This is a genomic window from Microcoleus sp. Aus8_D2 (assembly GCF_036702665.1).
Lineage (GTDB): Bacteria > Cyanobacteriota > Cyanobacteriia > Cyanobacteriales > Microcoleaceae > Microcoleus.
This window is the reverse complement of sequence record NZ_JAUBUN010000058.1, coordinates 1-14,422: the sequence shown is the minus strand read 5'-3', so window position 1 is coordinate 14,422 and position 14,422 is coordinate 1. Positions and strand designations below refer to the sequence as shown.

Genomic DNA, 14,422 nt, shown 5'->3' with positions numbered 1-14,422 from the left:
TCAATTTTTATTGAATATTTTCTCAAAATTTGGGTTGTGAAAACCCAAATAAAAAATGTTTGTTGGCACTCATCAACCCAGGAGAACGCTATGGATATTGTTCAACAAATTCCCCATAAATTAGTCAAAGACTATCAAATTAAAAATCTACTCGGAGAAGGCGGTAGTAGCACAACTTATGAAGCCCTTGACCTAAAAACACACCAGCGAGTCGCCCTCAAATCTTTGTCTTTACAGAAGATGAATGACTGGAAAGTCCTGGAACTATTTGAACGAGAAGCCAATGTCTTATCAAAATTGAATCATCCGGGAATTCCGCGTTATTTGGATTATTTTTATGTCGATACTCCCGATAACCGTTGTTTTTATATAGTACAAGAACTGGCCCAAGGGCAATCTCTAGCAAGTTTAGTCGAAAATGGCTGGCACGCTCGCGAACCCGAAATTCAACGCATTGCCACACAAATTTTGGAGATTTTAGTTTATCTCCATTCACAGACACCACCTGTTATCCACCGGGATATTAAACCAGCAAATATTGTTTTAAAATCGCCCATCAATCCCGACAAAGAAAAAGACTGGGCAGTCTGCTTAGTAGATTTTGGAGCTGTGCAAAACACGTATTACAATACTTTAATGCGAGGCAGTACCGTAGTTGGAACCTATGGTTATATGGCTCCAGAACAATGTCTCGGACAAGCCGTACCAGCAACAGATTTATATGGTTTAGGAGCGACATTGTTGTATTTACTAACCCACCGTTCCCCCGCCGAATTACCAACAAATATACTAAAGAAAGATTTTTGCTCTCAAATTCAGATTTCTTCAGCATTTGCCGATTGGTTAGAAAAAATGACAGCGCCAGATTTAGAAAACCGCTTTCAATCGGCAAATGAAGCGCTTGAATCGCTTCGCAATCCTCGAATAGTTAGCGTTAAATCCGATCCAGTAACGCAATGGAAAAAACGCATCACAATAGGAATTGCTGCTGTTGCTACTGTTGCTGTTTTAAATCATTTTAAATATCCCCTCCTCAACCGGATTGGATTTACCCCCGAAGCAGTTGTCCAGGCTGTCGAACAGGGAGATACTGAAACTGTTAGGCATTATCTGGATCTTGGTATTAGTGCTAATACCAGGGTAAATAACCAGAATTTACTACACTTGGCTGGCTCAAAAGAGGTGGCAGAATTGTTAATTGCCGAGGGTGCAGATATCAAAGCTCGGGATGTACTTGATTTTACTCCGTTACACTTTGCTGCTGCATTCGATCGCATAGAAGTAGCACAGACGCTAATTGCTAAAGGTGCAGATATTAACGCCCAGAGTGACCCTCATTTTGATAGGTGGACTCCTTTCTGGAGTTTTAAATCGAAAATGTTTTTACATTTCTCTCCTAGGGGTACTACTCCTCTGTTCTTTGCGCGATCGCCTGAAATGGCCAAGTTGCTGATTGCTAAAGGTGCGAATGTCAATGCTAAAAACAAACATGGCATAACTCCTCTACATACGGCGCAATCGAAGGCGATCGCACAAATACTACTTGCTGCGGGCGCAAAAATTAACATCAAAGAAGACAATGCCCGAAATGGCAAGAGTACGGCCTTATTACATAACGCAGCAAAAATAGGTTTTAAGGAGTTGGTACAACAGCTAATTAAAGACGGTGCAAATGTGGCGATCAGGGATAGTGAAAAAAGAACTCCACTGCACTATGCAACCACAAAAGAGGTTGCTGCTTTGCTAATGCTGAATATCGATGCTAGGGACCAATCGGGAAATACTCCGTTATACCTAGCTGTTCAAGATAATCGCCCAGAAATGGTATCTTTTTTAATTGCTAATGGGGCGCAAGTCAATGTTAAAAATAATTCTGGATGGACTCCTCTAGATATTGCTGTCTTCAAGAATATGCAGAATATCAATCAACTGCCGACGTTAGAGCCTGGTGCAGAAATTAATATCCAGGATAATCACAGAAAAACTCCACGGAATATCGCGGTAGAAATGAGCCTTCGCGATACAGTGGCGCTGCTGATTAGTAAAAACCCAGATGTTAATAGTGAAGACAAATATGGCAGCACTTTACTGCATATCGCTGTGAGTTTCAAACTTAAGGATGTAGCCAAACAACTCATTGCCAAAGGTGCATTCGTTAATGCCAAAGATGATATCTTGATTGAAACTCCACTGCATCTTGCTGTTGCTCAAGGAACTCAAGATATCGCTGAACTGCTAATTGCTAATGGCGCAAGGGTTAACGCTAGAAATAAGAATGGTCAAACTCCATTGTATCGAGCGATCGCGATCGGACACAATGATATTGCTGCACTGCTAATTAACAACGGTGCAGATGTCAATAACATAGATGGATCTGACACAACTCCACTGCACAAAGCCGCACATTATGGCAGTGTAGAAATCTTAAAATTGCTGATTGCTAAAGGTGCAGAAATTAATATCCAGGATAATCACAGAAGAACCCCCCTGCATCTTGCTGTCGATCGAGGATCTCAAGATATCGCTGAACTGCTAATTGCTAAAGGTGCAAGGGTTAACGCTAGAAATGACGCTGGTCAAACTCCATTGGATCGAGCGATCGCGATCGGACACAATGATATTGCTGCACTGCTAATTAAAAACGGTGCAGATGTTAATAATAGAGACCATTGTGACACAACTCCACTGCACAAAGCCGCGCATTATGGCACTGTAGAAATCTTAAGATTGCTGATTGCTAAAGGTGCAACAATCAACGCTAGAAACTGCGATGGCAAGACGCCGCTAAAGATAGCAGAAACAAACTCTAACCCCGACGGAGAAGTAGCAGCCAAAATACTCAAATCTCGCGGCGCAACAGACTAATTATCCAAAATCAACCAACGCATAAAAATATGGAAACACTACAACGATCGGAAAAAATCATTGATGAAAGATATCGCATTATCGGCAAATTAGGAGAGGGTGGAGTTGGAATCACCTATGCTGCTGTAGATTTAAATAGCAATCAGAAAGTTGCACTCAAAGCTTTATCCCTGCGTCTGACAACTGAATGGAAGAAAATCGAGTTATTTGAACGAGAAGCAAAAACTTTATCGGGATTGAATCATCCGGGAATTCCTCGCTACATTGACTACTTTCAAGTTGATACTGACCAAGATCGTTGTTTTTATATCGCCCAACAACTCGCACCGGGAAAATCTCTCGCACAGTTGATAGAAAATGGCTGGAAACCAAATGAATCGCAAGTTCGTCATATCGCCTATCAATTGCTAGAAATTCTAGCTTATCTGCAATCGCTGTTACCTGCTGCGATCCACCGAGATATTAAACCTCAAAATATTATTATCCAAAAAAATGGGCGAGTCTTCCTAGTTGATTTTGGTGCAGTTCAAAATACTTACCATCATACTGTTACTGGAGGCAGTACCGTTGTCGGAACCTACGGTTACATGGCACCAGAACAATTCAGAGGAAAAGCTGTGTTATCAACAGATTTGTATGGATTAGGAACAACGCTGATTTTCTTGTTAACCCAGAAATTTCCATCTGATTTACCCAGACACAAGCTGAAGGTAAAATTCCGCAATAGCGTTTCTATTTCTACAGAGTTTGCCGACTGGTTAGAGAAGATAGTTGAACCCGCAATTGAAGAGCGATTTCACTCAGCAAAAGATGCTTTATCAGCATTGCGAGGGGAACAGCCAAGCGGGATTAATCCCGAAAAAATGTTTAAGCGATCGCCCCAATCCCGAATTACTTTAATTGACGCTAAACGGTGGTTATTCATCAATATATACCCCGCTCATTTACCTAGCAAACTCAAAGGATTTTTGCAGTTTATCGATAGGACTTGTAAAGTTTTACTTCCCAGCTTTTGGCTCCTTCAACTTTTCCACTTAATACTAAGTCTCATAGCCGTACCGCCAAACTCGACATTTAGCGTGTTTAAATACACTGTAGCCGACTGGCTAGGTAAATTCTTTCAGCTATTTGTATTTGTATCACTCCAAGCTGTAATAATATTTATCGTATTTTATGCTTTGAGGTGCTTGTGTTTGATTTCTTATTGTTTATTGAGTAGACAAATTCAAATCAGTCCTCAAGATATCCAGCGGCGGGTAAAGTTGAGCGGAATTCATCTGCCCTTGCTCAAAAAATCGATTACTTTTTGCCGGATTCGCACCAAGTCGCGTAACTATTGTTTTGGCTTGTTTTTGCCAGAAGCTGAGAAAGAATGGTTGGTAGGGGAATTGAATAATTGTTTAAGTAAACTAAAGTAAATCATTCGATACTGAAGGTGGTTCGATCGAATTCGACATGGCAGCCATCTGCTATTGTCGTTACGATCGAGTGGGTTCAGAAAGCGGGTTTTTTCCGAGATACTTCGTTGTTATACCATGCGTGAAAAAAGATTGCTACACAATAAATGTTGTGTTTGGTCGATCGTACCATTGTGGTCAGGTGCGTCGCTCGGTCAATTGTCGATAAGTAGATAGGGATTTTTCGCAGGCGACACACCCTACACCTATTTTGTTGAGGATTGTCGATCCGCAGCCTACGGATAATGTTGCATGAATTTGGAAAATTGGAATACTTACTGAAAGATTGCACAATTGCCATTTTGGGTACGCACCTTACCAATAATTAAGCCGAGACTTGTGCTCCTTGAGTGTCGGGGTCGATCGCCCGCACATCAGCCTTCACCCCAAATTCCATCCAAGCAGCAGCCATTGCTCGCTCAACAGCCGGAGCAGATGCTGCATTTGTCAGAGCCAAAATCGTCGGCCCCGCACCGCTAATTACCGTACCGCAAGCGCCAGCAGCCACAGCAGCTTGTTGCACAGCTTCATATCCCTGAATCAAAGATTGGCGGTAAGGCTGGTGAATTTTATCTTGCAGGGCGGCGCGCAGCCAGTTGTCATTACCAGTTTCCAAAGCCCGCACCAGCAAACCAACGTGGGCGGCATTGAAAATCGCGTCAGCCTTGCTGTAGTCTGCTGGTAAAACTTTGCGCGCTTCGGCGGTAGAAAGTTCAAAATCGGGAATAGCCACCACCGGCACAATACTAGAATGCCAGGGAATATCGCAAATCTCCCAAGAACCCCCCCCCTGCCCCCCCTTGCTAAGGGGGGGTGATGGTAGAATTTCCGCATCTAAGGGTGATTGTTCTCTTAGCTCCGCTTCACGGAGGGGGAATTCTTCTCTTAGCCCCCCCTTAGCAAGGGGGGGTTGGGGGGGTGCTTTATCTAAGGGTGATTGTTCTCTTAGCCCCGCTTCACGGAGGGGTAATTCTTCTCTTAGCCCCCCCTTAGCAAGGGGGGGTTGGGGGGGTGCTTTATCTAAGGGTGATTGTTCTGTTAGCCCCGCTTCACGGAGGGGGAATTCTTCTCTTAGCCCCCCCTTAGTAAGGGGGGGTTGGGGGGGTGCTTTACTAGCAGCGAGGCGACAACCCCCCAATAAAGCGGGGACAACGTTGTCGGGATGTCCTTCAAGTTCGATCGCCAACTGCATCACTTCCACCTGACTCAAAGGCTTACCGGCTAAACAATTCGCCGCCACCAACCCGCCGACAATAGCTGTAGCGGAACTTCCCAAACCCCTCGCCAGCGGTACCTGCATATCTATGTGTATTGTGACTGGAGGCGGCGGTTGGCGGAGGTATTCGTATAACTTGACAAAAGCTTGGTAAGCGAGATTGCTGTCGTCTGTCTTGACTTTGGCTGCTTCTTTGCCGGTAACGGTAATTTTTAGTTTCTCTGTGGCGGAGGGTTCTATTAGGGAGAATTGGAAATGATTGTAGAGGCTTAAAGCGGCGCCGATGCAGTCGAATCCGGGGCCGAGGTTGGCGGTTGTGGCGGGTACGGTGACGGTGACGGTGGAGGTTGCAGGCATTTTTTGACGGGGTGAATTTGGAGTGTTCAACCGCTGATGGACGCTGATGAACGCAGATGATTTTTTGGTGTTTGTGCGACTATTTTAACCGATTTCTAAAACATCTTCGTAAATTGAGGCGATCGGGCATTCAAAATCTGCGCTATCGAAGCGAACTTCTGCGCCAACACCGTAAGGATAAAGTTCCCAACGGCCCTCTGAGTTGCGGCGATAACATTCTACGCCGATGCTTTCTTGATTGATAACTACGTATTCTTGTAAAGTTTCGATGGTGCGGTAGTCGGCAAATTTATTTCCGCGATCGAATGCTGCTGTTGTGGGAGATAAAACTTCTACGATTAAGCGGGGGTAGCGTTTGAAGTATTGAAGGCTTCTATCTCTTTCATCGCAAGTAACCATGATGTCGGGATAGTAAAATACATCTGCCTCTTCAATTCGGGCTTTCATATTTCCTATGTAAATGCGACATCCTGTACCCCTAATGTGGTTTCTTAGCATCGCAAATAAGTTGCCAGCAATTATCTCATGGGCATCGCTTGCTCCAGCCATTGCGTAGATTTCTCCTTGTCGGTATTCGTGTTTGATCGGGCTAATTTCTTCGCCTTTTAAATAGTCTTCTGGGGATACGTAGTTGTTGTAGGCTTTACTTAATGTCACGATCTAAAAATTTCTAAGTTTTGCTGATATTATACCATGTTTTCACAAAACATTTATAGTAGCAGTCTGTGCAGGTGTTTCATGGCATCTTGATAATCTTCTGTCTTGCCATCTTTTTGATAAAATTCGGCGGCTTTTTGATAGTCAGCAATTGCACCAGGTTTGTCTTCTAATAAATAGCGGACTTTGGCGCGGTTGTAGTAAGCATCGGCATACTTCGGGTTAATTTCGATCGCGCGATCGAAGTCTGCTTTGGCTGCTGGATAGTCTTTGAGATAGCGTCCGTGAATGATGCCGCGTTTGTTGTAAGCTTTGGCGTAGTTGGGGTTAATGGCAATGGCTGCGGTGTAATCGGCGATCGCCCCTGGGATGTCTCCAGCCTCTGACTTGGCTAAACCGCTGTTAAATAAGTCTTCAGCCGAATTTTGAACGATGAGTATTGGTGAGGGTTGAATAGAAATGGCTGGGGATATGCCGCCCAAAACGGTAACAAATCCGCAAAGGGCGATCGCTCTGTAAAATAGTTTCATAAATCTAAGCAAAAATCCGAGCGACAGAGCAACTAAAACTAGGTAACAAAGGCGATGTCAATTCATCATTCCTCAACAGCGTAGCCACTAGCCTTAAACTTGCTTGTTCCCTCCGATAAACCTCAATTTGCTGCAACCGCCAATGCACAATCCAGTATTCCTGTACCCCCCGCACTGAATAGAGTCTGAGTTTCAAATCTCTATCCCGTCTTTCATTGTCGGTACCAGCCGATAATACTTCAACAACTAACTCAGGTGCGCCGGTTAAATGACCGGCTTCGTCTAGCAAGATAGCCAAGCGTTCATTACTGGCCCAAACTAGATCGGGAATTACATTGTCGGCATCTGTGAAAATAAGACCCGGATTGATTCCTGCTTGTCCTAAATTAGTCTGTCGCGACCAAGTATTAAGTTCTTGGTAGAGGTTGCCTATAGCCCGTTGATGACCCCAATGCGGTGCTCTAGTCACAAATAACTCTCCATCAATAATTTCGTAACGATCGCCGTTATCGGGCAATAGTTCTAAATCGGCGGTAGTCCAGCGTAATTTATCAGATATTGTCTGGCTCATACAAGCACTCTATGATAGGTGATACAAACATTATAAACCGGTTCGTAGTAAGGACTTCAGTCCTCTCTGTGACTTTTAGTCAATTAGGACTAAAGTCCTTACTACGAACCATGCTGCCGATCGCAATTAACTGCACATCACACTACTTAAGAACTGTTTTAGAAGCAATTCGAGTTTTCTTGCGATCGGCTTCCGTCAATTCTGCACCAGACTGCAAGCGAGTAGCAGAGCTTTGCAGCACAGTTGCGGCACTTTTATCGCCCATTTGCAGAGCAGTTTTAGCCGCTGTTTGCAGCATCGTAGCTGCACCAGCGCGATCGCCCTGTTGTAACCTAGTTTCTGCGAGTTGAGTTTGGCGGTACTTAGCCAAAGCTAAAATGTGTTGCTGTACCATCGGGTTAAGTGCAGGCTGATAAACTTTCAGAACATTAGTAGAAATTGCCACAGGATCGGAAAGCAAGCCTGCACCAACAGTCGGATCGTCGTAGCGAATTTGTAATTGCCCGATCGCCTGCGTACCTTCCGGCAACTGTCCAATATAAATATTAGCCAAAACTACTCGCTCTACATCCTTCATTAAATCTCCCAAACGTACCATAAAGCGATCGCCATCCTGCTGCACCGGTAATTCGATCGTGTCTGGTGCAACTTGGGCGATCGGTTTGAGTTCGGCTAACCGCACTTTTGGCATTAGCGAAAATAGCAAATAAGCATTAGTCAAACCTACACCTTGGATGCGAGTAAACAGCTTGCCAAACTCATCAACCGCATCTTCCGGCCGCTGAATGTGAGCCAGAGCACCGCCGCCCGCATCAGCAATCTTTTCCAAAATATCCTGGTTCCAGTTATCTCCAAATCCCAGAGAATTTAAAGTCATGTTGTACTCAGCCGCCAGTTTCGCCAACTTCAAACAGCGGTTGTTGTCACCGTGTTCGTTTTCGCCGTCAGTCAGCAAAAACGCCTGAGATATAGCTTCTTTTTTGCCTTTCCCCAACTCTTCAATACCTAACTTAATCCCCTCATCAATAGATGTGCCGCCGGCAGGGCGCAATTGCTCGATTTGCCGTTTGATGCTAGCGGGATCTCCGACAACTTGATTGGGGACGAGGACTTTGGCTTTGTGGTCAAAAGCCACCGCACAAAAGCGATCCCCGGGCTTCAACCTGTCCAGCAAGCGTCCGGCGGCTTGTTTGACGGTTTCGAGGGGTCGTCCGCCCATCGAGCCGCTGTGGTCGAGAATCAGGCACAGGTTTAAGGGTACGCTGGAGTCGATCGCACTTGCCGTCGCCGACACTGAAATCGCTAGCTGGCGCTGGGTTGAGGGCGCGGCAGCGTCAAGGTTGGGGTCGTTTAACACCGGGAGCAAATTAACTTTCATGCGGGATACCTAAAGATTGCGTTACTATTTCTTATAAGAATAGCTCCATCAGTTCAGGCAACATTTCGGTTTATGAACACACCAATTAAAGCTGTGCAATCGCAATACTACGGGGAAGGCAACTCTCGGACGCCGCCTCCCGATTTGCCATCCCTGTTGCTGAAGGAGCGGATCGTTTATCTCGGTATGCCTCTGGTACCTGCGGTAACAGAACTGATTATCGCTGAACTGTTGTTCTTGCAGTACGAAGATCCGGATAAGCCGATCAAAATCTACATCAACTCAACCGGCACTTCTGGTTACAGCGGGGAACCCGTCGGCTTTGAAACTGAAGCCTTCGCTATCTGCGACACGATCAGGTACATTAAGCCGCCCGTGCAGACTATTTGCCTCGGTTCGGCAATGGGCATGGCTGCGATGCTGTTAGCGGCTGGTACAAAGGGCTTTCGGGCGAGTTTGCCCCACGCTTCGATTGTATTGCACCAACCCAAGGCTTACACGCGAGGTCAAGCCAGCGACATTCAAATTCGGGCTAAGGAAGTGCTGGCAAATAAGGCGACAATGCTCGATATTTTGGCAAGCTGTACAGGCCAACCGATCGACAAAATTGCTAAAGATATGGATCGGTTGCTGTACATGACGCCTCATGAAGCGAAAGAATACGGTTTGATCGATCGCGTTCTGGAAAGTTCGGAAGAATTGCCGAAAGCCCTTCCTGCGGCAGCTATCTAATTTGGGAATTGGGAATGGGGAATCGGGAATGGGGAATGGGGAATGGGGAATAGGGATGATTAGTAGTAATTAAGGGTTAATAGCTAAGAGTTTCTACTCTGATTAGTTATTCAATAGTCTTTTTATGACTAACAATTCCCAATTACCGATGCCCAATTAGCAATTTCCGATGCCCGATGCCCAATGCCCAATGCCCAATGCCCAATGCCCAATGCCCAATGCCCAATGCCCAATGCCCACCCTTCGACTTCGCGAGCGGGCAAGATGCCCAATGCCCAATGCCCAATGCCCAATGCCCAATTCCCAATTCCCAATCCCCGATCGCCAATTAACAACTAAACGGAGTTCCGAATTATGCCTATAGGTGTGCCAAAAGTTCCCTACAAAATGCCGGGTGGTTATGATACTCAGTGGATTAATATCTACGATCGCCTCTACCGGGAACGGATTATTTTCTTGGGCAGGGACATTGACGATGAAATTGCCAATCAAATCATCGCTGTGATGCTCTATCTCGATTCGGAAGATTCGGGTAAGGATATTATTTTGTACATCAATTCCCCAGGCGGGATGGTGTCGGCAGGCATGGCTATTTTTGATACCATGCAACACATTAAATCGGACGTGGTGACGATTTGTGTGGGCTTGGCTGCTTCGATGGGTTCTTTCCTGCTGGCTGCCGGTACGAAGGGCAAACGGTTGGCTTTGCCTCACTCGCGGATCATGATTCACCAGCCTTCTGGGGGGACGCGGGGACAAGCAACGGATATTCAGATTGAGGCGAAGGAGATTCTGCGCCTGCGCCACCAACTCAACGGTATCTATGCTAAAAATACCGGGAAGCCGATCGAGAAAATCGAGAAAGACATGGATCGCGACTATTTCATGTCCGCCGAGGAAGCCAAGGAATACGGCTTGATCGACAGAGTGGTCGAAGATCGTCCTTAACAGTTGACAGTTGACCTGGGACAGTTGACAGTGAAGTTTTTAGGCAGGGGCTTAAATCCCCAGCCTAAAAACAATCCACCTAAAGGTGGGGGCTTAAATTCCCTGTGATGACGGTTAGTTATTTTTCCGCTTCAGTAGTGCGGGCAACCCTCGGGCTACAACCTAGTTCACAGTAAATTTTGGCAGAATCTTTGCATTTAAGGATTCTGCCATATTTAATGGTACTATCAACGCTCATTCATGCTAGATGGATATTGCAGATTATTACCGACAGTTAGGACTCAGGTCTGGTGCGAGTTTATCGCAAGTTAAGGCCTCTTACCGAAAGTTAGCCAGACAGTATCACCCCGATGTCAATCCGGGAAACGAACAGGCTAAGAATAAGTTTATTGCTATTACTGAGGCTTATAAGTTTCTGGTGAATATTGCGCCGGCGGATGTTGGGGACTCGAAAGCTGTCAATTCCACTGTACCGCCGACTCCCACACCCCCAGCGGAGGCGGTGAAATCTCAACCGCAGGCTGTTAAAGTGACTCGGAAACAGCAACCCACTGAAGATAAGCAGGATCTGTCGGCGGCGGAAGAAAAGTTAAAACAAGATGCCTATTTTGAACTGCAACAGTTGTTGAAATATCAAAGGTTTCCACGGGCGATCGCCCTAATTGAGGGTTTAGCCCAGCGCGTGCCCGAAGATCGGGAAGTGCGACAATGGCAGGCGATCGCCTATCAGCGCTGGGGACGGCATTTAATCGCCCAAAAACAGGTTGATAAGGCGAGAATTTATTTGAAAAAGGCGGTGAAAACCGATCCTCACAATCGGGCTTTGTGGGCGGAAGTTGAGCGGGATTTTCGCAGGTTGGAAGAGATTTATTAATTGGGAATTGGGCATTGGGAATTGGGCATTGGGCATTGAGGATTTGGAATTATTTAGTTGGGTTCTCTGGAGGTCATCAAAAGCTGTATATTTTTGAGTTTTTCTAACATAACTTGGGTGTTTGCCGGTCGGTTTTCGGGTAGTGGTTCCATCAATGAGTCGATCGCCTCTACGAATGACTGGTCAACATCTAAAGCTTGGTTCCTCCAATTAATCTTACCAGTTGTGGGATTTACGGGAAAGTCGATCGGCGGTAGGCCTGTCAATAAATGTACAAAAGTACGCCCCAGGGCAAAAAAGTCCGATCGCACTTCTGGTTTCCCTGCGATTTGTTCCGGCGCCGAGTATCCAGCAGTACCGATGGGTGCGGTATCCGTGCCTGCTTCTGTGGCGCAGCCGAAGTCAATTAATCGCAATTTACCATCGGCGGTAAGCATCAGGTTGGATGGCTTAATATCCCGATGTACGAGATGATATTTGTGGATCTGCTGCAAAATATGGAGCATTTGTTGCAGCCAATCGATCGCTAGGGTTTGAGAAACGTGCTGGTTTTTAGTGAGAAATTCGGTCAAGTTTTCGCCGTCGATTTTTTCCATCACCAAACAAGACAATTTCTGAGAGTTATTGGGGAGTTTGATTTGGAAATAACCGTCGGGTTCGACTTGGGGAACTTTGGCCTTTCCCGCTAGCCAAATCAAGGCCCGCGCTGCTTGCTGGAACAAACGAAGTAAATCGGGATTGTGGCTGTGTTTCAAGACTTTTAAGACTTTGAGTGTTCCCCATTCGTTGTCCCCGGTTCCCAAATCTTCAACTTCCAAGATGTCTGTGGGGCGTGCGGGATTGGGCGATCGCACTGATTTAAGGATGCGGTAGCGATCGGCAATTAACAAAGCCGTGCCGCAAGCCTGACAATTTTGAGCAGCAGCAGGGTTTTCGCGTTGTTCGCACTGAGGATTTATGCAGTAACTCATACCAGTTTCGATTTTCGCAGGTTCGTAGTGTGGACTTTAGTCCGCAAAATCATGCGGACTAAAGTCCACACTACGAACGTTTTTATTATGGTAATTAGACCGGACATGATACGAGCGATAAATTAGCATAAAACCCAGTAGTTCTGACCTTACTACTGGGTTTTTATTTACCGCCCATTTGCACACGCTATCACATTTAAGTCAAGGATTTCAGATTAATCGCATCGCGCTCTACCTATTGAGCTACCCCCCATTGTTGGTTGAGGGGGCTGGATATGAGCCAGCAACCTCGATGATGTTATTTTTCCTGACATTCACTCTAGCAATTCTATAACCGAACTCAACTCTCGAACTAATTCTTTAAACAACAATTTGACAGCTTTGGCCGCCACGCGCGATCGCACCAGCTTGACTGGACGACCGCTAGCTTTTTCGGTATCCAAAATTTCTCCTAGTCGATCGCCAATGTCGTTAGCCAGCCGGCAGCGCTGAGGTTCAATCCTAGTAAAAATCCACTGCCATAAAGCTTTCCGGCACAAGTCCGACCCACCCGCAATTTTTGATTTGTGCAAGTCACCGCTACTTTCTTGTGTTGGCGCGTACCCAAGGGCTTTACAAAATCGCCGCAACGATAAATGCCGCTTTGTCGGTTTGCCCGATCGCCTGCCTTTGCGGATTTTGATATCTGGCTTGCCGTCGGCATCGAGATAATTTTCAAATGGGTAAATTTGAGAAAGCAGCAGTGCCTCAACCCTGCGACCGAAACCAAATCGGGCAAAAACCTTGCGGTAGGGTAAAAACTGCGGCTCACCAACTAATTTAGAAAGCTCGAATTCGATTGCCATTTCCTCAAGCTGGATATCGCAAATTCTGGCGGCATGGCGGCGAAGTTCGTGGGTGATTCCTAACCCGATCGACCGCTCCAGCATCAAATCATACTTAACAGACTGCCGCTGACCGCAAAGCCAGCCCCACAGCAGCGGTACCTTTTCCCCAGACCGGAGCGATCGCACGAAAGCCGCCTCTGGAAACTGCCAGGCTAAATCCTGGCGAGCGCGGTTGATAATCGGCGATTGAACGCGGTTTAGGTGAGCGAGCCGAAGTGCCAAGCGGCGAATTTCTACAATTGTGTGCGATCGACTTTGTACAAACCGCCGGGGAGATTCCAAGTAATCCCAGCCATAAATTGCCAGTGCCAGAGCGTCGGCGTCATCATCTTTGTCGGGCAAGGCGAGATGGTGTTCCCGAAACGATCGCAGTTCTTTGTGACCCACAAGCCTCACTTCTACGCCGGCCCTGGCAAGTTGAGTTCCCCACAAAATTTGATAGTTTACCCCCGTGGGCTCCATCACGGCGATCGTGTCTGCTGTATTACCGATTAGTGCCAGTAATTGAGAGACTCCAGCAACTGTGGCGGCAAACTTAGAGAAATTGTAATTGTAATAAAATTGCCGAGAATCAAGAATCTTTTCCGATATTAAGCAGCAAGAAACTGAGGACTTGCTAATGTCAAGGCCAATAATTTGCATTTAATTTCTACAGGTGACAGTTTTCCAAACCTCGCAGCAACAGCTTATGAATCACCCAAAGGCCGCATGAGCCTAATTCACTCTTAAAGCTTCAAAGTGCGCGAGATATTAACAATTAATTAGGTAGCGGCCGAGCTTATGAATGTCAAAAAGCCATTACAGCTTGATTCGTTTTTAAAGCCCTAAGCCGCAACCCGTTAAATTGGCGTATTGATTTGGACTCAATCCGCGACTCCCCGTTTGAAGAGGGAGTTTCGATTGCCGAGTCACGCGACCATCATCAGGCGGTTATCGCTTGCACCCCTTTTTGTGGTTCCAAGAAATAATGCTGAAACCG

General features: G+C 46.1%; 13 protein-coding genes. 5 read left to right on the top strand and 8 right to left on the bottom strand.

Annotation, left to right across the window (positions count from 1 at the left end; translation table 11 throughout):
- Positions 1-90: 90 nt before the first annotated feature.
- Entirely contained in the window at positions 91-2,865 is a 2,775-nt protein-coding gene (locus QUB64_RS29435; protein ID WP_333277583.1) for an ankyrin repeat domain-containing protein, read from the top strand.
- Between the two features lie 29 nt (positions 2,866-2,894).
- Positions 2,895-4,283: a serine/threonine protein kinase gene (locus QUB64_RS29430; protein ID WP_333277584.1), complete on the top strand. Its 1,389-nt coding sequence runs from the start codon at positions 2,895-2,897 to the stop codon at positions 4,281-4,283.
- A gap of 364 nt (positions 4,284-4,647) precedes the next feature.
- Here QUB64_RS29430 and QUB64_RS29425 read toward each other — a convergent pair whose 3' ends face one another.
- From QUB64_RS29425 to QUB64_RS29405, 5 genes are all read right to left on the bottom strand, one after another.
- Positions 4,648-5,895 (bottom strand): homoserine kinase, encoded by a 1,248-nt coding sequence (locus tag QUB64_RS29425; protein WP_333277586.1) that lies wholly within the window; start codon positions 5,893-5,895, stop codon positions 4,648-4,650.
- An 84-nt stretch (positions 5,896-5,979) separates the two neighbouring features.
- Positions 5,980-6,552, bottom strand: a complete 573-nt coding sequence (locus tag QUB64_RS29420) for a Uma2 family endonuclease (RefSeq protein WP_333277588.1) — start codon at positions 6,550-6,552, stop codon at positions 5,980-5,982.
- A 53-nt stretch (positions 6,553-6,605) separates the two neighbouring features.
- Positions 6,606-7,082, bottom strand: coding sequence for a tetratricopeptide repeat protein (locus QUB64_RS29415; RefSeq protein WP_333277590.1), 477 nt, complete (start codon positions 7,080-7,082; stop codon positions 6,606-6,608).
- Between the two features lie 4 nt (positions 7,083-7,086).
- Positions 7,087-7,653, bottom strand: coding sequence for a Uma2 family endonuclease (locus tag QUB64_RS29410; protein WP_333277593.1), 567 nt, complete (start codon positions 7,651-7,653; stop codon positions 7,087-7,089).
- 142 nt (positions 7,654-7,795) lie between these two features.
- The gene (locus QUB64_RS29405; protein ID WP_333277595.1) at positions 7,796-9,031 is read right to left on the bottom strand and encodes a vWA domain-containing protein; all 1,236 of its coding nucleotides are present in this window, start codon (positions 9,029-9,031) and stop codon (positions 7,796-7,798) included.
- Positions 9,032-9,103: 72 nt separating this feature from the next.
- On the opposite strand from QUB64_RS29405, the gene QUB64_RS29400 reads away from it, so the two are divergent.
- Entirely contained in the window at positions 9,104-9,763 is a 660-nt protein-coding gene (locus QUB64_RS29400; protein WP_333277597.1) for an ATP-dependent Clp protease proteolytic subunit, read from the top strand.
- Positions 9,764-9,891: 128 nt separating this feature from the next.
- On the opposite strand, the gene QUB64_RS29395 is transcribed toward QUB64_RS29400, so the two are convergent.
- Positions 9,892-10,098, bottom strand: a complete 207-nt coding sequence (locus QUB64_RS29395; RefSeq protein WP_333277599.1) for a hypothetical protein — start codon at positions 10,096-10,098, stop codon at positions 9,892-9,894.
- Between the two features lie 19 nt (positions 10,099-10,117).
- Here QUB64_RS29395 and QUB64_RS29390 point away from each other — a divergent pair, with 19 nt between their 5' ends.
- Together QUB64_RS29390 and QUB64_RS29385 are read left to right on the top strand one after the other, a co-directional pair.
- Complete coding sequence (locus QUB64_RS29390) at positions 10,118-10,711, top strand: ATP-dependent Clp protease proteolytic subunit (protein WP_333277601.1); 594 nt, start codon at positions 10,118-10,120, stop codon at positions 10,709-10,711.
- 247 nt (positions 10,712-10,958) lie between these two features.
- Positions 10,959-11,585, top strand: a complete 627-nt coding sequence (locus QUB64_RS29385) for a J domain-containing protein (RefSeq protein WP_333277603.1) — start codon at positions 10,959-10,961, stop codon at positions 11,583-11,585.
- A gap of 53 nt (positions 11,586-11,638) precedes the next feature.
- Here QUB64_RS29385 and QUB64_RS29380 read toward each other — a convergent pair whose 3' ends face one another.
- Together QUB64_RS29380 and QUB64_RS29375 are read right to left on the bottom strand one after the other, a co-directional pair.
- The gene (locus QUB64_RS29380; protein WP_333277605.1) at positions 11,639-12,556 is read right to left on the bottom strand and encodes a serine/threonine-protein kinase; all 918 of its coding nucleotides are present in this window, start codon (positions 12,554-12,556) and stop codon (positions 11,639-11,641) included.
- A 314-nt stretch (positions 12,557-12,870) separates the two neighbouring features.
- Complete coding sequence (locus tag QUB64_RS29375; protein WP_333277607.1) at positions 12,871-14,085, bottom strand: IS110 family transposase; 1,215 nt, start codon at positions 14,083-14,085, stop codon at positions 12,871-12,873.
- Positions 14,086-14,422: the final 337 nt, after the last annotated feature.

Coding starts and splice junctions, on each gene's coding strand:
- QUB64_RS29435 (WP_333277583.1), top strand. CDS start 91: ATGGATATTGTTCAACAAATTCCCCATAAATTAGTCAAAGACTATCAA.
- QUB64_RS29430 (WP_333277584.1), top strand. CDS start 2,895: ATGGAAACACTACAACGATCGGAAAAAATCATTGATGAAAGATATCGC.
- QUB64_RS29425 (WP_333277586.1), bottom strand. CDS start 5,895: ATGCCTGCAACCTCCACCGTCACCGTCACCGTACCCGCCACAACCGCC.
- QUB64_RS29415 (WP_333277590.1), bottom strand. CDS start 7,082: ATGAAACTATTTTACAGAGCGATCGCCCTTTGCGGATTTGTTACCGTT.
- QUB64_RS29410 (WP_333277593.1), bottom strand. CDS start 7,653: ATGAGCCAGACAATATCTGATAAATTACGCTGGACTACCGCCGATTTA.
- QUB64_RS29405 (WP_333277595.1), bottom strand. CDS start 9,031: ATGAAAGTTAATTTGCTCCCGGTGTTAAACGACCCCAACCTTGACGCT.
- QUB64_RS29400 (WP_333277597.1), top strand. CDS start 9,104: ATGAACACACCAATTAAAGCTGTGCAATCGCAATACTACGGGGAAGGC.
- QUB64_RS29390 (WP_333277601.1), top strand. CDS start 10,118: ATGCCTATAGGTGTGCCAAAAGTTCCCTACAAAATGCCGGGTGGTTAT.
- QUB64_RS29385 (WP_333277603.1), top strand. CDS start 10,959: ATGGATATTGCAGATTATTACCGACAGTTAGGACTCAGGTCTGGTGCG.
- QUB64_RS29380 (WP_333277605.1), bottom strand. CDS start 12,556: ATGAGTTACTGCATAAATCCTCAGTGCGAACAACGCGAAAACCCTGCT.
- QUB64_RS29375 (WP_333277607.1), bottom strand. CDS start 14,085: ATGCAAATTATTGGCCTTGACATTAGCAAGTCCTCAGTTTCTTGCTGC.